Source organism: Mucilaginibacter gossypii (assembly GCF_900100945.1).
GTDB classification, from domain to species: domain Bacteria; phylum Bacteroidota; class Bacteroidia; order Sphingobacteriales; family Sphingobacteriaceae; genus Mucilaginibacter; species Mucilaginibacter gossypii.
Map to the genome: position 1 here is coordinate 69,701 of NZ_FNCG01000017.1, position 21,244 is coordinate 90,944.

Sequence of the window (21,244 nt, forward strand, 5' to 3'; positions counted from 1 at the left end):
TAACCAACGGAAGAGAAACAAGAAACCAAGAGGTAAGAATCAAGAGAAGAAATATTCTTTGGCCTAAATATAAAACGGCTGTCATTTCGACGAACAGAGTGATGGCCTGTGTGATCAGGTGAGGAGAAATCTTATACGCCCTGCAATTACTACATACCACGCGCCACTGCATAGCATACAAGATTTCTCTTTCGCCCCAACGCCCTCTGCCCCCCTTGCTCTATCGAAATGACATTTTTTATTTACTATAATAACAAAAAGGGAGATCAACGCTCAGATTTAATTCTTTTGTTGATCTCCCATTCAATTATTGTGGTTTTTATTCTTTCTTGCCTCTTGACTCTAAAAATCCTGACTCTTAGTCCGCGTTTCCGTGCAGGTATGAATTGTTATTCCTTATCTCTACGTTACCTTCGCTATCCTGCATCAGGGAAAAACGTGAGATCTGGCTTTCGTCAGATGCAGGCGTATCCTGCAATGCTATCTCTTTACGTTTGTAAGCAGGTACATTTTCCAATTCCTGGATATTACCTGTACGCAGTTTCATGCTCAGGTCTTTCAGTCTCATAATGCGCTCGCGCGATTTTTTTAACTGCTCTTCTATCGATTCGTTGGTTTTGTTATCATCAGCCCCAACAGGTTGCGGTGCAGGAGTTGGCTCTGGTTCAGGCTCGGGCATACGTGGCTGTTCCCTTACAGGCTGCTCGTAGCTAACCGGTTCACTCATTTTAAAAGTAAACCCGGCAGTATCTGGCTCGTTATCAACCTCTGGCTCTTCATTCATTAGGCTATGCCTTACAACAGCAGGTTCTTCCTGGCGACTGCCGGCAAACATATCAAACAACCCAGCTTGCTTTGCATCTTCTTTAGGTGCTTTAGCATAAGGCTCGGCAGGAGCATCAACCTTAACTGGTTTAATAAATTCGTTAACCGGCCTTGCCTGCTGAGGCTCTTCAGGAACCAGCATAGAAACTATTTTCTTGTTGCTATTTTCCTTTTCGCGCTCATCTTTGGTTTGGAAACCGGTAGCAATGATAGTTACTGATAATTGCTCGCCCAGGTTTTCGTCGATACAGTTACCCCAGATGAGGTCGGCAGCTAAGCCGGCTTCTTCCTGGATATAATCAGTAATTACGCTGATCTCATCCATGGTAACCTCTTTAAGGCCCGAGCTGATGTTCAGCAAAATATATCTTGCGCCTTCAATTTCATTATCTTTCAACAACGGCGATGCCAACGCGCCTTCAACGGCTTTAAGAGCACGGTTTTCCCCATCGGCGCTAAAGCTGCCCATGATTGATACACCGCTATCCTTCATTACCGTGCGCACATCCTTAAAGTCCACGTTTATATAACCCGGCAAGGTAATGATCTCTGCAATGCCTTTAGCAGCCGTAGTCAATATATTATCAGCCTGTGCAAATGCAGAGCTCATGGTAAGGTTACCAAAGATCTGACGAAGCCTGTCGTTCGAGATCACCAGGAACGAATCGACATACTTGCGCAGTTCTTCCAAACCTGCATCGGCCTGCATTTTACGGCGTTTACCTTCAAAAGAGAAAGGTGTGGTTATGATACCCACCGTTAATATATCCATTTCGCGCGCAGCCTTGGCAATGATAGGGCTTGCGCCTGTACCTGTGCCACCGCCCATACCAGCTGTGATAAACAGCATTTTGGTATTAACGCCCAACATTTGTTTAATATCGTCGATATTTTCAATAGCCGAATTTTTACCAACTTCGGGTATTGAGCCTGCACCCATGCCCTCGGTTAAACTGGCACCCAATTGCACCTTGTTAGGTATAGGGCTCAGCTCCAATGCCTGGGCATCAGTGTTGCATATTATAAAATCAACACCGGTAATTCCTTGCCTGTACATATGGTTTACCGCGTTACCACCACCACCGCCAACACCAATTACCTTGATGATTGACGATTTTTCTTTTAACATTTCAAAATGCATAATCTTCGTTTTCAGCTATATGTAATTCAACCCAACATTAGATTTTACCATCGTAATAATAACACTTTTTCAACAAGGTTTATCCACATTTGTGAGCAATGTGAATAAGTTTAACCCTTGTGAATAAATATTATTTCAGAAAGTCCTCATCCTTAATGTCATCCTTAATAAATGTTATACTTTTTTTCAGCAGCCTGTCTAACAAACCACCTTCTTTACTTTTTGTATCAAATTTTGGCTTAGCCGTTTTTACCTCAGCAGGGATTGCTTCATTCATGTATTCCATTTTCTGGATACCTTTTATTAACAAACCAATACCAGTAGCAAAAGTTGGGCTTTGCAATTCTTCGTATGTACCTTTTGGCAGCACTTCGTTTTTGGCCAGATGCTCGGTAGGGTAACCTACGCGGCAATCCAAACCGGTTACAAACTCAACCAGTTGACGCAAGTGTTTCAACTGTGCACCGCCGCCTGTTATCACGATACCAGCAATCAGCTTTTTCTCGTAGCCTGATGATTTGATTTCGTAGTAAACATGCTCCACGATCTCTTCCATACGGGCTTGAATTACATAAGCCAGGTTTTTCACCGAAATTTCTTTTGGCTCACGGCCACGCAAACCCGGTACACATACAATCTCATTTTCCTTGTTCTCATCGGCCAGGGCAGATCCAAACCTTACTTTCAGTTGCTCGGCAATGTTGCGCATTACTGAACAGCCTTCGCGGATATCCTCAGTTACACTATTGCCGCCGAAAGGGATAACAGCTGTATGGCGAATGATACCTTCATGGAAAATAGCTACGTCGGTAGTACCGCCACCGATATCAACCAAAACCACGCCGGCTTCTTTTTCCTCTTCGCTCAAAACAGATTCTGAAGATGCCAGCGGCTCAAGGATCAGTTCCTGGCTCTCCAAGCTGGCCTTGTTAACACATTTTACAATGTTTTTAATGGCCGTAACCTGACCAGATATGATATGGAAGTTAGCCTCAAGCCGAACGCCAGCCATACCTATCGGATCTTTAATACCGGGCTCATTATCCACAGTAAACTCCTGCGGTAATACGTGGATGATCTCCTCGCCAGGAGGCATCACCAGGTTATACATATCCTCTATCAGCTTATCAATATCCTTACGACCGATCTCTGATTGCAGATCGCGACGGGTTATTAAACCACGGTGCTGTAAACTTTTAATGTGCTGACCGGCAATACCCACGTTCACTACCCTGATTTCTACATTTGATTGCGAGCCCGCCACCTCCACCGCCTGATGAATGCCTTGTACTGTTTTATCTATATTTGAAACCACGCCGCGCGTCACACCCGCAGATTCGGCCTTGCCAATCCCTAAAACCTCAATCTTCCCATTCTTGCTCCTGCGCCCAACAATGGCACATATCTTGGTAGTCCCGATATCCAATCCTACTACAATTGGCGAACTTTTTTCCTGAGTTGAGCTTTTGTCCATATTACAATTTAATTTGAGATGTATCCCTTTTCGTCCTAAGCGAATCCTGTTTGGCAGTTTTAGCTGCCTTAATTGAATCTGCTTTTATATTTTCATTTTTTATACCAATAACCTGGTTGGTATATTTTACATTGATCACTTTATAAGTATCCCAGCCCACCTTTGGCAGCACCTGCTTGTAAAAAGCCTGCAGGTTGTTCAACTTTACGTTAAGCGAATCCGCGTTGCCGATCAGTATCCTTTGGTTACCTACCCTCGGAATCAGCTCAATCTCACGCTCGTTGTTTACATACATCTGCGCTATCTGTGCATCCCAAAGCGAATCCTTACGGATATAATCAGCCGTTTTAAACAAATCTTTAGCCAGGCGCGTATGTAACGAATCAACCCGGTTGGTAAACAGCTCTTCGATAAAACCATTAGCTACCAATACCCTCGCGGTAAAGTTTGATGATAACGGAATCTTTAAGCCGTTTTGATCTACATAAAAATCCATATCATAATGGTTCATGATCCGCAATATCGGTTGGCGCTGGCTTACCTCAACCCTCAATACACCGTCCATTTCAGTATAAACTTTGGCAAACTCAATAAACGGGTTCGCTTTCAATTTATCCTCCAGTTCCTGGATGTTAATGTTCTCGATAGGCCTGCCTACCAATGAGTGACTGGTAACTTCAATAATATGATCAACCTCCTGCTTGTCAATAAAATATTGCCCGCCGGGGATGCTCACGTTTACCGCGGTACACTTTACACCCGCTTTTTTTGCTTCAATAAAACTCATGAGCACCACAAGGCCACCCAGGCTTATTACCCAGGCACAACCTATTAACAGGCGCTTCCAAATGAGTTTTTTATTCATTACTTAATACTTGTTTTAATGGTTGTACCAGCGTGTCAATATCACCGGCACCTACCGTTAACAATAGTTCGGGCTTTTCGGCAGCTATAGCGGCCACCGCGGCCTCTTTACTTAATATCCTCTTGTTTTGCAATTGCATGCGGTTAAGCAGCATTTGCGAGTTAACACCTTCTATCGGCAATTCGCGCGCCGGATAAATTTCCAGCAATATCAGCTCGTCTACCATATCCAGCACCTCGGCAAAACCATCGGCAAAATCGCGGGTGCGGGTAAATAAATGAGGCTGAAATATGGCCGTTAATTTCTTAGCCGGGTATAATCTTTTTATTGATGATATACAAGCCCTCAATTCTTCGGGATGATGCGCATAATCATCAATGTAGATATGCTCTGGCGTTTTAACTATGTATTCAAACCTGCGTTTAACCCCTCTGAAAGATGCTAATGCTGCTTTAATGTTTTCCGGTGATATATCCAGTTTCAGTACCGCTTCAATGGCAGCTACGGCGTTCTCCACATTGTGGGTGCCGGCTATGCCCATTTTTATATCCGTGATATTTACCGCGGCGCTGTTATAATCAAAGTAAAAATCACCGTCAATTATCCTCACGTTTGAAGCATGTGCATCAGCAGTTTCATCTTCGAAAGCATAGGTATAACCACCATCCAATGGCAAACCATTTTTGTGCACCAGCGTACCACCCGGTTTTATCTGCGAAGCGAACAGCTTAAACGATTCGGTTAGATGCGCGTGATCACCATAGATATCCAAATGATCCGCATCCATTGAGGTGATGATAGCCACATCCGGATATAGGGTAAGGAACGAGCGATCATACTCATCGGCCTCAACCACCATTACGTTGTTTTTGCCATACAGCACATTGGTTTGGTAATTTGATGAAATACCACCCAAAAATGCAGAGCAATCATTACCCGATGCTTTAAGCAAGTGCGCTACCATGGTTGAGGTGGTAGTTTTGCCATGTGTACCGGCCACAGCAATAGTAAATGAGCTCTTGCTAATCAAGCCTAAAACCTGCGAGCGCTTGAACAACTCAAAGCCCTGATTTTTAAAATAGTTTAATATGTGCGAATCCTTTGGTACAGCAGGCGTATAAATAATAAGCGTATCGCTGCATGGTTTCTGGAAACTCATGGGAATGTAATCCGCATGATCTTCAAAAACAACCTGGATCCCCTCATTGTGCAACTGGTTGGTTAAATCAGTCGACGTTTTATCATATCCGCAAACAATACAACCCAAATGATGGAAATAGCGTGCCAGGCCGCTCATACCGATGCCGCCTATGCCTATGAGATAAACTCTTTTTATGTCGTGCAGTTCCATTTTTAAATTTGTTTAAAAAAGGCCCTCCTCCCTTTGGAAGAGGAGGACCATAATTTTAATTGTTACTTATTATTTGGATAAGTTCCTTTGCTATAACTTCATCGGCATTTGGCATGGCCATTTTACCAATGTTATTGCTCAATTTCTTTTGCAGATCGCGGTCTTCCAATAATTCAAGCGCCCTGTCAACCAGTTTTGCTTCAGCATCACGGTCGGCCACAAAAACAGCTGCGTTTTCATGCACCAGGGCCAAAGCGTTTTTAGTTTGATGATCTTCGGCCACATTTGGCGAAGGCACAAGGATCACCGGTTTTTTAATGGCACACAGCTCGGCAATAGTACCTGCACCCGCCCTTGATATGATAATATCAGCAGCGGCATAAGCCAAATCCATCCGGGTTAAAAACTCCCTGATCTGCAAATCGGGGTGATAACTTTCGCCCAGCTTTTCGATGATACTTTTATAGTAAAACTTTCCGGTTTGCCATATCACCTGTACATCAGCAGCCAGCAGTTTATCAATACCGTTCATGATACTGTTGTTCAGCGTACGTGCCCCAAGGCTACCGCCGGTTATCAGTATCGTTTTTTTAAAGGCCGAAAGATGGTACAACTCCAAAGCCTGCATGTGCTTGCCGGCAATGTTTACCGCATCCTTACGGATAGGATTACCGGTTTTGATGATCTTATCGGCAGGAAAAAACTTCTCCATACCATCAAAGGCCACGCAGATTTTCTTGGCATGCTTGCCTAACCATTTATTGGTAATACCTGCATACGAGTTTTGTTCCTGTATGAGGTACGGTATCCCTTTTAACGATGCGGCATACAGCAATGGGCCTGAAGCATAGCCGCCAACACCTACTGCAGCGTCTGGCTTGAAATCTTTTATGATCTTGATAGCCTTCCGTACGCTATTGGCGAGCTTAACAGGGAACATCAGGTTTTTAACTATCGAACCACGCTGAATCCCCTGGATGTCCAACCCGATGATCTTATAACCCGCCGCCGGAACCTTATCCATTTCCATGCGGCCGTTAGCGCCCACAAACAGGATTTCGGTATTGGGATCAATATTTTTTAAAGCATTGGCAATAGAGATAGCCGGGAAGATATGTCCTCCTGTTCCGCCACCGCTTATGATGATACGAGCCCCCCCCGCCCCCTGAAGGGGGTGCTTTTGAGTTGCGTCTTTCATATTGCTTTTATCTTTCATTTGTTAGTTACTCTTTTTCAGTCACCTCTATTCCTCCCCCTTTAGGGGGTCGGGGGGTGCCTATGCCGTCCTGATCTCTCCCACTATGATCTTATTCGGCCCGGCATTATCCTCTTTGATAGTCTTATCTTTTTTAGGCTCTTCAATATCCTTACTTACCGATAGTATAATACCGAAGGCAATGCTTGTAAACAATATCGAGGTACCACCCATACTTACCAACGGCAGCGGCACACCGGTTACCGGCCCTAAGCCTACAGCTACAGCCATATTGGCAAAAGCCTGTATAGTTAAACTAAAACTTAAACCACACGCCAGCAATGCCCCAAAGGCTTTTGGCGCTTTAGTTATGATCTTGATACATCGATACAACAGGAATACATAGATCCCTACTACTATCACTCCGCCTACCAAACCATACTCCTCAACTATAATGGCGTAGATCTCATCAGAGTATGACTCGGGCAGGTAATTCCTTTCGGTGCTGTTCCCGGGACCTTTGCCAAATAAACCACCTGTTGCGATGGCAATTTTTGCGTGATCGCTTTGGAAAGATTTATCGGCCTTTGCCAGTTCGGGGTGCATAAACACCTTCATACGGGATACGTAAGTATGCCTCCTCGGCCCTAAGAATATTACGCCCAGCAACAATATAAAACCTGCAGCACAGGTAATAGCTATTTGCCTGATACTGATCCGGCCGATGATCAACAACAATATGCTAACCCCAAACAGCATTAAAGCTGTTGAAAGGTTGGCTAATGCAATCAGGATAAATACCACACAAACCGAACCCATGATAGGCAAAAAGGATTCTTTAACATTCTTAATGTTTTCCTGCTTGCGCGATAATGTACGGGCCAGGTAAGTAATCAATGCCAGCTTGGCCAAATCCGAAGTCTGAAAGCTCAACCCTGTTCCCGGGATAGCTATCCAGCGGCTTGCGTTATTAATATGACTACCAAAAACCAATGTATACAGCAACAGCGGAATGGTAACGATCATCATTACCTTAGAGATACCGGCATAATAGCGGTAATCAAGCTTGTGCGAAAAATACATCAGCGCAATCCCTCCTACTATCATTAACACGTGTTTCATGAGGATGATCTCGACTCCCTTACCCTGCTTAAATGCCAGCGTACCTACCGAGCTGTATACCGCCAACAAGGATATAACAGAAAGCAGTATGACTATAAGCCATATCCAGCGATCTCCTTTTGTATTGTTTAATATCCTATGCATTCCGAACCTTGATTTTTAGGATTTTGGGATTAACCTGATCCTATATTTTGTTTTACTTACTAATTTGCAATCTGCACATCCGAAATCTGCACATTTACAATTCCTTCACAGCATCCTTAAACTGCCTGCCGCGGTCTTCGTAGTTTTTAAACAGATCGAAGCTTGCGCAGGCCGGTGATAATAGCACCGTATCGCCTTTAGTTGCCAGGTGATAAGCTACGGTTGCCGCTTCCTGGGCTGATGACGTGTTTACTATAATTTCAACCATATCATCAAAGGCTTCGTGGATGCGTTTGTTATCCTTGCCTAAACACACAATAGCTTTTACTTTTTGCTTAACCAAATCATTAAGCATACTGTAATCATTTCCTTTGTCAACACCACCTAAAATCAACACTACATCGCTGGTCATACTTTCCAGGGCGTACCATGTTGAGTTAACATTGGTAGCTTTTGAATCGTTGATGAAGCGAATGCCCGATATATTGGCAACAAACTCCAGGCGGTGCTCAATGCTTTTAAAGTTGCCCATGCTCTCCCTCATCGTTTCGTTGCGTAGCTCCAACACTTTTGCTACAATACCCGATGCCATGGAGTTGTAAATGTTGTGTTTGCCTTGCAGGGCCAGATCTTGAATTGACATTGTAAAATGTTCTTGTGTTGTGTTAATGACAATATTGTCGTTGTTATCCAGGTATGCGCCCGGTTCAAATTTTTGCTGTATGGAAAACGGCAACAGCTGTGCCCCAAACGTTCGCTCTTTCATTCCCTTTATTGTTTCCGGGTCATCGGCACAATAAATAAAATAATCTGCTGCAGTCTGGTTCTGCGTTATCCTGAATTTGGATGCCGCATAATTTTCCAGTTTATAATCATACCTGTCCAAATGATCAGGTGTGATGTTTAGTAGTACCGCTATGTCAACTTTAAACCTGAACATATCGTCAAGCATAAAACTGCTTAGCTCCAGCACATACCAGTCAAACTTTTCGGTAGCAACCTGGTAGGCAAAGCTTTTGCCGATGTTGCCCGCCAACCCAACATTCATTCCCGCATCTTTTAAAATGTGGTAGGTTAAGCTGGTGGTGGTCGTTTTACCGTTTGAACCTGTTATACCAATGATCTTTGCATCAGTGTACCTCCCGGCAAACTCAATCTCCGATATTACAGGTGTCCCATTTTCATGCAGTTTTTTAATGATCGGGGCCTTATCCGGAATACCGGGGCTTTTGATCACTTCTACCGCATTCAGGATCAGTTCATCTGTATGCTGTTTCTCTTCAAAAGGAATATTCCAATCTTCGAGTTGCTTTTTATAGTTATCGGCAATGCCGCCAAAATCCGACACAAAAACATCAAAGCCCTGTTGCTGCGCCAAGTAGGCTGCACCGGCACCGCTCTCTCCCGCACCAAGGATTACTATCCTCACTTTAGGAGTTGACTGCGTTGATATGTTATTGTCCTGCCTCATTTCTTTTTTCTTTTGGGATTACACCGATTTTTGGTGATTCCACTGATTTCTTTTCTTTCCTAACCTCTTTCTTGTCTCCTGACTCTTGACTTCTTGCTTCTTTTCTTAACGAAGTTTCAGCGTTATCACCGTCACTATCGCCAGTATGATACAGATGATCCAGAAGCGTGTGACAATCTTAGCTTCATGGAAACCCTTTTTCTGATAATGATGATGCAGGGGGGCCATTAAAAACACACGCCTACCTTCGCCAAATTTCTTTTTGGTGTATTTAAACCATGACACCTGGATAATCACCGAAAAATTCTCTACCAGGAAAATACCACACAGCAATGGCAGCATCAGTTCCTTACGGATCATGATGGCAAACACCGCTATGATACCACCTATAGCCAAACTACCAGTATCACCCATAAACACCTGTGCCGGGTACGAGTTGTACCATAAAAAGCCTACGCAAGCCCCGACAAAGGCACCGGCGAAAATTACCAGCTCACCCGAATTAGGAATGTACATGATGTTCAGGTAATCGGCAATAACCGTGTTACCCGATACATAGGCCAGTATAGCCAGCGTAATACCTATAATGGCAGATGTGCCCGTCGCCAGACCATCAATCCCGTCGGTAATATTGGCACCGTTTGATATGAACGTAATGATGATGATCACAAAAAACAGGAACACCACCAACGCATATTGCTCATAACCTTTACCCAAAAACTTCAGCACTTTGCCGTAATCAAACTCATTGTTTTTGTAGAATGGCATTGTTGTTTTGGTAGAGTGTACGTCCTGAGTGTAAACAGGAGTATTGCGCTTCATGTGAAACTCAACAGGAGCATCGTCTTTCACCGGAAGCACAACTTCCTGGCGGATGATGATATTACTGTTGAAATACATTGTCCAGCCAACAATAAGTGATAAACCCACCTGACCAATGATCTTAAACCTGCCCGCTAAGCCCTCTTTGTTCTTTTTAAATACTTTAATGTAATCATCCAGAAAACCGATAGCACCCAGCCAAACGGTAGTAATGATCATCAGGATCACATACACATTCTCCAGCTTGGCAAACAGCAGTGTTGGTATTAAAATACCCAGCAAAATAATGATACCACCCATAGTTGGCGTACCTGATTTTTGCATCTGGCCTTCCAAACCCAAATTCCTTACGGTTTCGCCCACCTGTTTAAAGCGTAGATAATCTATTAGCCGCCTGCCATAAACAGTAGTGATCAGCAATGAAGTAATTACAGCCATCGCCATCCTGAACGTGATGTATTGAAATACACCTACCCCGGGGATACTGTAATTTTTGCTTAAATAGTTAAACAGGTAATACAACATTGCTTTTTCAATTTGCAGATGTGCAGATTTCAGATGTGCAGATGATTGACATGCTCATCTTAGTTCTTGCAGATTTGCGTTTTTAATTCCTTTTACTCTCTATCAATTAGTTGATGGTTATACTAAGTCCTGGAATTGCCTTTCCAGTTCTTCCATATCATCGAAGTGGTTTTTCACCCCGTTTATTTCCTGGTATTTTTCGTGCCCTTTGCCCGCTACCAGGATAATATCACCGGGGTTAGCCAGCATACAGGCTGTTTTAATGGCCTCATGCCTGTCGATAATGCTTACCGTATGGCGCTTAAATGCCGGGTCGACACCTTCTTCCATTTCCTTGATGATCTGCGCCGGATCTTCGGTACGCGGATTATCGGATGTCAGGATCACCTTATCGCTCCACTCACATGCAGTTTTGGCCATGATGGGGCGTTTAGTTTTGTCCCTGTCACCACCGCAGCCAATTACAGTGATCACCTTTTCATTACCCTTGCGGATATCATGAATGGTACTCAATACGTTTTGTACAGCATCAGGTGTATGAGCATAATCAACAATACCTACAACTTTATTTGGCGCTGTGATATATTCAAAGCGGCCTTCGGCACCTGTAAGTTTGCTCAGGCTTGTAAGCACTTTCGCTTTATCCTGCTCAAGCAGCATCGCGGTAGCGTAAACACCTAACAGGTTGTAAGCATTGAATGTGCCCACCATTTTAAACCATACTTCCTCGCCGTCAATTTGCAGTAATAAGCCACTGAACTGATTTTCGAGGATTCGGGCTTTATAATCGGCCATGGTTTTAAGGCCATAGCTTTTTTTATGTGCTGCTGTATTTTGCAGCATTACATTACCATTTTTATCATCGCTGTTGGTAAGTGCAAATGCATCTTTAGGTAAACCATCAAAAAATTCCTTTTTGGCATTCAAATACCTCAGGAAGGTTTTATGGTAATCCAAATGATCATGCGTTAAGTTGGTAAACACACCTCCCGCAAAAACCAAACTCTCGATACGCTTTTGCGAAATAGCATGTGAACTAACCTCCATAAAGCAATAGTCACAGCCGCTGTCTACCATTTCGGCAAGCAAACTGTTCAACTCAACCGGATCAGGCGTGGTATGAGTTGATGGGATCACTTTACCATTGATCTGATTTTCGACAGTTGAAAGCAGGCCACATTTATATCCCAGATCGCGGAACAGTTGATATAACAATGTTGCGATAGTTGTTTTACCATTAGTACCCGTTACCCCAACCAGTTTCAATTTGGCGGATGGATTATCATAAAAGTTAGCAGCTACAATACCAAGTGCCACCGCCGAATCGGCCACCATCAAAAAGTCAACTTCGCCGGTAGTATGGGCAGGCAGGTCTTCGCAAACCACTGCTACAGCACCTTTTTTTATTGCCTGGTCAATATAATCGTGCCCGTCAACAACGGTGCCTTTTACAGCAACAAACATTGCTCCGGGTATCACTGCCCTCGAATCAAAAGCTATCGCCGTGATCTCCACATCAGCACTTCCCTGCAACTCAGTGAAGGCCAGTCCATCAATTACATCGCTTAAATACCTCATTGCAGTTCTATTAAAATTCGTGATCCTTTTGGTATTGCACTTCCTCCGGTAACCGATTGATTGGTTACTATACCGCTTCCGCGTACAGTAACCTTATAGCCGGCGTTACCCATTACATATAACGCATCGCTAAGCCCCATGCCTGTTACCGCAGGCACGGTCCCGTTTTTATATTTTACCTCTTCAAACGGGATACCATTGCTTGTATCAACAGTGCTGTTAGCCGAAGCATACAACGGTTTAACACCCAATTTTGAATAAACCTTTTTCAGGGCCTTCATATTTCCCTGTTTTACCTGCGGCATTACTGTATTGCCTACATAATGGGCCTGCGAGGTTTGGTTAATGTCCAGATCGTTAGCATAAACCCTGTCGGCTACCTCCCTGAATACAGGACCGGCAACCTTTGCAGCCAGGTAATCGCCTTGGGTTGGGTTATTGATCACCACAATCATCGAATATTTAGGATGATCGGCCGGGAAATAACCGCAAAAAGAGGCCTGGTATTTTTTATCCTTATAACCTTTTGTTCCGTTAGCCACCTGTGCTGTACCGGTTTTACCCGCCACACTGTAAAGCTTATTTTTAATAACGTTTTTACCGGTTCCGTTCATTACAACTCCTTCAAGCATTCCGCGTACTTTACCTAAAGTTGCTTCAGAACATACCTGCTCGGTAATTACCCTTGCCTGAAACTGCTCGATAGGGTTACCCAATCTTCTGATCTCGCGGACCAACAGTGGAGCTATCATTTTACCATTGTTGGCAACTGAATTATAATAAGCCAGCATTTGCAGCGGTGTAATATTCATTTCATAACCGTAAGCCATCTCCGGTAAGCTGTAATTTTTGTTCCAGCTGCGGTTTGACGGATTTTTAATTACCGGCCTGCCTTCACCCTGAATTTGCAAACCAAGCTTTTCGTTCAGGTGGTAGCTGTACAATTTATTAATGTACTCCCAAGGGTTATTGTGGTAAAACCTATCAACCAATTTCGCAGCCGCCACATTTGATGACTCTTCAAAAGCACGCTTTACCGACATTTCATAATTGTCATGCTCGGTATCAGTAATTGTCGGCCCTTTCGGGAATTTATATTTACCACCCTCAGCATTAACTATGGTGCTGGTATCAATCTTATGCTGATCGAGCATAGTCATGTACGATGCCAGTTTAAAGGTTGATCCCGGATCGATAGCGTTACTGATAGCATAGTTCATTTGCTCTTTGTAATCGCCGTCTTTAGTACGGGTGTAGTTAGCAATAGCCCTGATCTCGCCGGTAGATACCTCCATAAGCACAACGCAGCCATGATCAGCCGCACTTTTAACCAGTTGTTTTTTCAATGCATCCTGCGCCACATCCTGAAAGTTTACGTTGATGGTTGAAATAATATCAGCACCATCTTTGGGTGCAATTTCATCATCATCGTCAACAGGCATCCAGATACCACCCGGAATGCGCTGCATTAAACGCCTGCCGCTTTCGCCGTTTATATAAGCCGAATAAGCACCTTCCAAACCCACCGGGTTCTTTACGTTTTCGTTTTTATAACCGATAGTACGTGCAGCCAGTGATTGAAATGGCAGGATCCTCCTGTTTTTTTGAATAACAATTAACCCTCCTTTATATTTACCCATGTTAAACACAGGGAACTGCCGGATCTTTTTCAAGTCCTGGTAAGATACCTTACGCCTGATCAACACATAACGGGAGCTATCCCTGCGTGCTTCACGCAATACGCGTGAGTATTCTCTTGCCGATCTGTCACCAAACATACCCGATAGCTTTGCAGCTAACAGGTCGATATTGTTATTAAACGCCGTATCCGAGGCAATACCACCAGCCAGCATATCCATATGCAACTCATATTCAGGCACCGAAGTAGCCAGTAAACTTCCATCCACAGAAAAAATATTGCCCCTTGCCGCCTCAACAGTTTGATATTGTGCCGAAAGATCGGCAGCCATAGCCTTCCACTTATCACCCTGCACGTATTGCAGGCGGCAAAGCTGAACCACAACAGCAATGGCCAAAAGCAAAACAAGACCAAAGGCTAAATAAACCCTGGCCAGTATGTTAGTCCTAATTCCCATCTGCAACCTCCTTCACTGTTATTTTTCCCGGCGGATCTACGGATTGACTTAAGCCTAAAGTATCTGCACGCTTGGCCACTTCGGTAAGCGTACTTTTAAAAGCCATATCGGCCTTTGTCGATTTATAATCCCAGCCCAGTTCCTTAACCTCTTTGGTAAGCGCATCAATTTCACGCACCGATTTTTCGGCATAATGCATATTTCCTATATACACCATCCCCAAAAAGGCTAAAAACAAAATAAAGGGCAAAGCATTGGTGGCCTTCTCGGTTGTAAGAAAGCCTTTGGTAAAAAGTTGCGTAAAAAAGTTATCAGGTAGCTCCCTCGCAGGCCTCTCCTCAATTACCTCTTCAACTTCTTCCTCCTCCTGAATTTCTGTACGTAAACGATTGGTCATTTTTTTACAGCTATCCTTAATTTAGCGCTCCGTGCCCTGTTATTATTGGTTATCTCATCTGCCGATGCTGTTATAGCTCCACGACTTACAGCATCAAGCGGTTTATTATCATTCCCATAAAGGTCCTTCTCCACCTCGCCGCTGAACTTGCCTTTGGCTATGAAGTTTTTTACCAGCCTGTCTTCAAGCGAGTGGTATGACATTACTACCAGTCTGCCCCCAACGCCCAAAACCTCAGCCGACTGCATTAAAAAATCTTTTAACGCCTCTAACTCCTGGTTAACCTCTATCCTTAACGCCTGGAACACTTGTGCCAGGTATTTATTTTCCTTTCCTTTCGGAATGCGGTTACTGATCACATTTTTCAGATCAGCAATAGTAACTATCGGCATATTCAACCTTGCAGTAGCAATAGTTTCGGCCAATGATTTTGCATTTTGAATTTCTCCGTAAATGCCAAAAATCCGATGCAGGTCGGCAACCGAATAATTATTTATCACATCCTTCGCAGTCAGCTCGCCCAACTGGTTCATACGCATATCCAACTCGGCATCAAACCGGATGGAAAATCCGCGGTCGGCCTCATCAAACTGGTGCGATGACACACCCAAATCGGCCAGAATACCATTTACGGGAATAGCCCCATGTAAACGACAAAAGTTTTTGAGATACCTGAAATTCTGATCTACAAAAACAAAACGTTCATCATCAATAATATTCCGCTGCGCATCGGCATCCTGATCAAAAGCAATCAACCTGCCTTTTGGCCCCAAATGCTTCAAAATCTCGCGCGAATGCCCGCCACCTCCAAAAGTCACATCCACATAAGTACCGTCCGGATCAATATTCAGCCCATCAATACACTCCTTCAGCATTACCGGCACATGGTACTCACTCATTCCTGCTCCTTACTTTTATTACCCATCACCTTTTTTGCCAACGCACCAAAACTTTTTGGCTCATCATCCATCAGTTTACGGTGAGCTTCGGCATCCCAAACCTCTATTTTATTCAACTGGCAAGCCAGCACTACATCACCTTTTATACCCGCATATTCCAACAGGAATTTCGGCAACAATACCCTGCCGGCAGCATCAGGCATAAGCTCGGTGGCCCCACGGGTAAAATATCGTATAAAGGCTATATTATCCTCTTCATATTCATTAAGTTTGCTCAGTTCTTCAAGTCGTTTATCCCATTCCTTTTTAGTATATATGACAAGGTATTTTTCAAACCCGCGATTGATCACCAGGCCTTCAGATTCCAGTTCAGGAAGCTTTTTTTTAAGGCCAGCCGGTATCATCATCCTAAATTTAGGATCAAGCTTACACTCAAATTCACCGGTTAGAAACGACATTGTATGACTTGGGCAATTTTGTAACGTAAAAGTAAATACTTTTACCACTTTCTACCACTTTCCCCCACTAAAAGTTTTCAACAATTTTTAGGTGGCTCTGTTTTAAATTTTTTAAAGATTATTCAAAACCCCATCACCAACAAAAACTGCTAATAAACAGCCAGTTACAACACATCTCCGCTATAAATTCTGAACCACTAAAAGTGGGAGAAAAAACGATTTATTGCCGAATCATCGCTTTGATAAACTACAATTGCTTAACCAATAGCAGGGTACTAATATTTTGTATATTAAGCCGTTGAACTTAACAAAAACATGTACACCTATAAATATAAAGACCTGGCTTTAGCGTTATACGAAGCCCTCATCTCCGACCCTTTTTACATAGAATTGTTGCGGGAGATCTCCGGAGGCGAGCCCGAAAAGCGGGAAATACTAATGAGATATATGGATTATTCCATGACAGAAGGCGAAAAGTACGGTCAATTAACCCTTGCCGGTGATCCACCCTACGGCGCAGCCATCTGGAGTCGCCCCTTAGAACCAGCTATAGATAACGAAAAGAGCTTAACAAAGAAAGATTTTATAAAAACATACATGGGCGAACCGGCACTAAAAGCCTATTCAACTATAGTTTCTTTCATGAGCGAGCAACTTGACACGTTGCTGCAGGACGCCTGGTATCTATCAATTGCAGGCATCAAACCAACTCGCCAGGGGCAAGGATTGGGGGCTAATCTTCTGATGAAAGTACTTAACGAAACAGATAAAAACGGGATATCAACCTATCTTGAAACGTTCACTCCGCGCAACATCAGGTTTTATAAACGGATGGGATATAAAATAACAAAGGAAGTAAGCGAGCCGGTTACAGGCCGCCCTTACTGGATCATGGTCAGGGAACCTTTAAGGCAAGTAAGACATAAAAGTCTCATCAGGGGTCTCTACGAGAGGCCCTGATGAGAAAAAGATAATCTTTTTCATTTTAGACAGCCTCTGCCGGAACAACCGTTTTACCTCTGCCACGAACCGGTTTCTTGTTCTTTTTACCGGTGCGGTTAAGCCACATCATTACCCCTGTTACCGGGAATATGAGCGAAACCAACGTAATAAGAAAAGCTAAAACCTGGGTAGGCCAGCCATAAATGGAACCGGTATGGATTGGTTTAATTACCCCCCTGATACGCTGGCCAAGGCTTTTATCAGCATATAAAGCAGAGCCGGCAAGCTTGCCGCTGTATTGATCTATATAATAAGTATCGGTAGCCAATTCAACAGAACCTTTTTTGAGCACATTAAAAGTATAAACCGCTGCTGTATCGCGCGGATAACGGATGGTATAATTTTCGACATCGGTTATTTTATCACCCAATGCGACAACAGCCGCGTCAGGTGAAATGGCGGTAACGCCGGGTTGATGAACGGAAAGCGGAGCTTTGATATCCTCTTTGGCAACAACTTTTGAACCTGTAAGGAAAAACAAGGTACTATTTGCCCATTTAAATGTCATTACCAAACCCGAGGCAGAAATGACGATCAAAAATATTGATGTATAAAAACCGGTAACAATATGCAGGTCATGTGTAAGACGTTTGCCGCTGCCGCTCCATTTTATTTTAAGGCACTGCTTCATGATGACCTTGGTTTTGGGCCACCAAAGTACCACACCTGTAATCAGTATTATCAGGAAAAACAGGGTTGAAATACTGATCACCCAATCGCCGATACTATTCTTCCCGCCTAACAAAAAACGGTGAAACATTTCTACCGAGTACAGGAACGTTTGCCTGCGGTTAAACTGGTCGACCAATTGCCCGGTATAAGGATTCACAAAAGCTGTAAGATTCGAGCGCTCAGCATCTTTTGCTTTGGCCCCTTTTTTTTCATGGTTTTCTGTATGCTTTTGTGCTTTTGGGGTGCCGGCAGGTTTCCGATCTTTTTTTTCGGGCACAATAAGCCCAACCTCTACCGCACGCCCAGGATCATCATAAATCATAACCGTTGCCAGCTTTGATTTAGGGATTTGCTTTAATACCCCTGCTGTCAACTCAGATATTGGCAGCCTTTTTTCAAGTGGTTTTACGAAGTACCGCTGAGGATGAAGCGCTTGCTGAATTTCTTTTTCAAAAACCAGCATTGTACCTGTTAAGCATGAACAGAAAATAATCACCCCGGCTGCCAGGCTTAAATAAAGGTGTATGGTGCGGAAAAATGCTTTCATCGGTTGTAATAAGCATAAAAACCGGGTATGGAAACATACCCGGTTAGTTTAATCAATTAAAATTTATAACTCAATGTGGTCAGGAACTGCCTTGGCGGTATGGGGTTTATGCTATAGTTTTCGTGCACATTGTAATTAAGCACATTACCAATGTTAGAGATCTTACCAATGATGGACATCTTTTTATAGGTATAACCTACCGAAGCATCAATCGTTGTAAAGCCTGGCACATTAACCAACCTTGATATAGTTTGGGTTTGACCAACTGTATTGGCATTACCCGCAACACGATCGCCCAGGTAATAAACAGACGCACCTACTTTGAATCCCTTTAAATCGCCATTGTAAAAGGTATAAAATATGCTGGTGTTAGCCGTATGCTTTGGTGTATTCAACAATGGCTGGCCTGCTATATTGCTGCCAATTGCAGTTCCTGTTTTAGTGTATTTGGCGTTGGTATAGCTGTAGCCTGCCAATACATCCAATCCTTTTACCGGGTGACCGGCAATATCAAGTTCCACACCATCGCTTCTTGTTTCGCCGCCCAGCACTTTGATATTGGTATTGATGTTTGGCGTAACACCGTCGGCCTGAAATGGTGCTGTTTGGGCCAGGTTATTATTTTTAATGCGATAAGCGGTTACGTTTACCGACAGGTTACCGTTCAGGAAATCATTTTTAACACCGACTTCATACTGGTCAACAATAGAAGGATCAAGCGGGCTGCCGTTAATATCGGACCCCGTATTCGTGATGAAAGAATTGGAATAGCTTGCAAACAAGGCAGTATTGGCTATTGGCTTATAAACTACACCCACACGAGGTGAAAACGCTTTATCTTCTTTCCCGGCTGCCTGGGTTGCGGTAGCAAGTGTATTATAATTGCTAACCGATGTTGGTGATACATATTGATATGACCAGCGGATCCCGGCAAGTACTTTAACTTTTTCAGACAAACTAATAAGGTCATTAGCATAAGCGCCAAATCGATTGGTAGGCGTCAAGATGCTATAAAACGGGGTCATCTGCGGTTTATCAGTACGGAGCGTGTATTTATCCAGGTCGAAAATATTGATCTTATCATAAATAGCATTTTGCGCGGCGCCGTTTTGGTCAAGATAGCTTGATACTTTATTTACGGTAGCAACGTAGGTATAGGCATTATTACGATACCAATCTGCATCAACGCCGGCCAAAATATTATGCTTAATGACGCCGGTATTAAATTGGCCTGTAATATTAAATTGCCCTGTGTAATAATCTTCAAGCGTCCTGGCTCTGTTCAGGGTACGGCCCCAGTCGCCATTGGCATCTGGTAATACACGCTCGGTAGTTTGGTATGAGCGGTTAAAATGTTGGTATGAAAAACCGCCGCTTAACTTCCAAAGGCTATTGAGCTGATGATTGATAGTTGCTGTGGCTGTAGTTTGTTTGGTATTACCTGTTGACCATGACGCACCCAAATACCGGTTACGAGGAACGTTGGCAATAACGTTATTGATTTGCCCGGTTCCGAAATCGGGGGTAAAATCATAGTTAAGATAATCACCTTCAACAATTAAGGTTGTTTTATCACTTATTTTATATAGGAACGACGGGTTAATATACTCCCTTTCTGATTTTACATTATCGCGGTAACTTTTAGCATTTTCATAGGTACCATTTACGCGATAAGCTAATTTGGAAGATATAGGGCCGTAAACATCAAACGACGGGCGGTAAAGATCATAGCTGCCATAGGTCATTGATACCTGGCCACCCTGCGTAAATAAAGGCTTTTTAGTTACCATATTCAGGATGCCTCCGGGCGCAACGTTTCCGTATAACAACGCGGCACTGCCTTTCAATATTTCAACACGTTCCAGTGAACTGATCTCCGGCACAACGCCCGAGTTAACCCTGAATCCGTTTTTAAAAATGTTATTGCTTCCAAAATTATAACCACGGGCGCCAAATGTTTCCTGGGTATTGCCACGGCCGCTATAAAGGTACACGCCGTTCACATTTTTGATAACATCACTTAAACGTAATGATTGTTGCTGATCAAGCACATCGCGGCCTATTACAGTAACGCTTTGTGGCAGGTCCATTGGCGATACGTTCATTTTGCCGATGGTTAACTTTTTACGGTTGATGGTTTTGGTTGAAGAAACTACAACCTCGTCTAACTGGGCCGAGCTTTCATTAAGCTTAAAGGATACAACCGTTGTTTTATTTGCGGAAACTGTCACGGTTTGCTCTTCGGTTTTTGTACCAACGTATGAAGTAACCAGGGTGTAGGTACCCGGTTTAACATTATGAAAAGCAAATGATCCGTTATCGGTAGTGGTAGTACTTTTGTTTAACCCTTTAATGGCAACATTTACAAAAGACGCCGGTTTATCATCGCTGGTTTTAACAACACCGGTTATTTTACCATTGTTGCCTTCATCATCAGCTTTCAGGATTAATGTATTTGCAAACAGGAATAAAATTAAAAATGGGATGGTGCGCAGGTAATAGTATAGGTTGCTTGTCATTCTATTTAGATTAAGTCTAATTAAGCGCAAAAGTATAAAAAGACTTTTTATCTGCAAGCTTTATTTATAATTAGTTTAAATAAGCGCAAGCGTAAAGGCCGCAATTTCCACTTGCAGTCTTTTATCGTAGGAAAAAAATGT

At 43.3% G+C, this 21,244-nt stretch carries 16 protein-coding genes; 1 reads left to right on the forward strand and 15 read right to left on the reverse strand.

Translation table 11 applies throughout. The features are described from left to right. Nucleotides 1-358 precede the first annotated feature (358 nt). The 13 genes from ftsZ to BLS28_RS24560 all read right to left on the reverse strand — a co-directional run bounded on the left by ftsZ (nt 359) and on the right by BLS28_RS24560 (nt 16,363). Complete coding sequence (gene ftsZ, locus BLS28_RS24500) at nt 359-1,966, reverse strand: cell division protein FtsZ (RefSeq protein ID WP_090529886.1); 1,608 nt, start codon at nt 1,964-1,966, stop codon at nt 359-361. A 130-nt stretch (nt 1,967-2,096) separates the two neighbouring features. Continuing rightward, a complete protein-coding gene (ftsA, locus tag BLS28_RS24505) occupies nt 2,097-3,440 on the reverse strand; it encodes a cell division protein FtsA (RefSeq protein ID WP_091173840.1) in 1,344 nt (447 codons plus the stop codon). A gap of 1 nt (nt 3,441) precedes the next feature. Continuing rightward, nucleotides 3,442-4,305, reverse strand: coding sequence for a cell division protein FtsQ/DivIB (locus tag BLS28_RS24510; RefSeq protein WP_176844556.1), 864 nt, complete (start codon nt 4,303-4,305; stop codon nt 3,442-3,444). Further along, nucleotides 4,298-5,656: a UDP-N-acetylmuramate--L-alanine ligase gene (gene murC / locus BLS28_RS24515; RefSeq protein WP_091173844.1), complete on the reverse strand. Its 1,359-nt coding sequence runs from the start codon at nt 5,654-5,656 to the stop codon at nt 4,298-4,300. Before murC ends, BLS28_RS24510 begins: the two co-directional genes overlap by 8 nt. 55 nt (nt 5,657-5,711) lie before the next feature. Further along, nucleotides 5,712-6,854 carry an undecaprenyldiphospho-muramoylpentapeptide beta-N-acetylglucosaminyltransferase gene (gene murG, locus BLS28_RS24520; protein WP_091174097.1) on the reverse strand — a complete coding sequence of 381 codons (1,143 nt, stop codon included), beginning with the start codon at nt 6,852-6,854 and terminating at the stop codon, nt 5,712-5,714. Nucleotides 6,855-6,932: 78 nt separating this feature from the next. Beyond that, a complete protein-coding gene (locus tag BLS28_RS24525; protein WP_091173848.1) occupies nt 6,933-8,117 on the reverse strand; it encodes an FtsW/RodA/SpoVE family cell cycle protein in 1,185 nt (394 codons plus the stop codon). A gap of 94 nt (nt 8,118-8,211) precedes the next feature. Continuing rightward, a complete protein-coding gene (murD, locus tag BLS28_RS24530) occupies nt 8,212-9,588 on the reverse strand; it encodes a UDP-N-acetylmuramoyl-L-alanine--D-glutamate ligase (RefSeq protein ID WP_091173851.1) in 1,377 nt (458 codons plus the stop codon). A gap of 105 nt (nt 9,589-9,693) precedes the next feature. Further along, nucleotides 9,694-10,935, reverse strand: coding sequence for a phospho-N-acetylmuramoyl-pentapeptide-transferase (gene mraY / locus BLS28_RS24535; protein WP_090531268.1), 1,242 nt, complete (start codon nt 10,933-10,935; stop codon nt 9,694-9,696). Between the two features lie 117 nt (nt 10,936-11,052). Next, nucleotides 11,053-12,513: a UDP-N-acetylmuramoyl-L-alanyl-D-glutamate--2,6-diaminopimelate ligase gene (locus BLS28_RS24540; protein ID WP_091173855.1), complete on the reverse strand. Its 1,461-nt coding sequence runs from the start codon at nt 12,511-12,513 to the stop codon at nt 11,053-11,055. Continuing rightward, on the reverse strand, nt 12,510-14,609 hold the full coding sequence (locus tag BLS28_RS24545; protein ID WP_091173859.1) for a PASTA domain-containing penicillin-binding protein: 2,100 nt from the start codon (nt 14,607-14,609) through the stop codon (nt 12,510-12,512). Before BLS28_RS24545 ends, BLS28_RS24540 begins: the two co-directional genes overlap by 4 nt. Continuing rightward, nucleotides 14,599-15,006, reverse strand: coding sequence for an FtsL-like putative cell division protein (locus BLS28_RS24550; protein ID WP_091173863.1), 408 nt, complete (start codon nt 15,004-15,006; stop codon nt 14,599-14,601). Before BLS28_RS24550 ends, BLS28_RS24545 begins: the two co-directional genes overlap by 11 nt. After that, on the reverse strand, nt 15,003-15,905 hold the full coding sequence (gene rsmH, locus BLS28_RS24555) for a 16S rRNA (cytosine(1402)-N(4))-methyltransferase RsmH (protein ID WP_090529906.1): 903 nt from the start codon (nt 15,903-15,905) through the stop codon (nt 15,003-15,005). Before rsmH ends, BLS28_RS24550 begins: the two co-directional genes overlap by 4 nt. Next, entirely contained in the window at nt 15,902-16,363 is a 462-nt protein-coding gene (locus tag BLS28_RS24560) for a division/cell wall cluster transcriptional repressor MraZ (protein ID WP_090529909.1), read from the reverse strand. Before BLS28_RS24560 ends, rsmH begins: the two co-directional genes overlap by 4 nt. Before the next feature lie 315 nt (nt 16,364-16,678). On the opposite strand from BLS28_RS24560, the gene BLS28_RS24565 reads away from it, so the two are divergent. Then, complete coding sequence (locus BLS28_RS24565; protein WP_091173870.1) at nt 16,679-17,323, forward strand: GNAT family N-acetyltransferase; 645 nt, start codon at nt 16,679-16,681, stop codon at nt 17,321-17,323. A gap of 25 nt (nt 17,324-17,348) precedes the next feature. On the opposite strand, the gene BLS28_RS24570 is transcribed toward BLS28_RS24565, so the two are convergent. Together BLS28_RS24570 and BLS28_RS24575 are read right to left on the reverse strand one after the other, a co-directional pair. Further along, nucleotides 17,349-18,584: a PepSY-associated TM helix domain-containing protein gene (locus tag BLS28_RS24570; RefSeq protein ID WP_091173876.1), complete on the reverse strand. Its 1,236-nt coding sequence runs from the start codon at nt 18,582-18,584 to the stop codon at nt 17,349-17,351. Nucleotides 18,585-18,640: 56 nt separating this feature from the next. Further along, nucleotides 18,641-21,103, reverse strand: a complete 2,463-nt coding sequence (locus BLS28_RS24575) for a TonB-dependent receptor (protein ID WP_091173880.1) — start codon at nt 21,101-21,103, stop codon at nt 18,641-18,643. Nucleotides 21,104-21,244 lie beyond the last annotated feature (141 nt).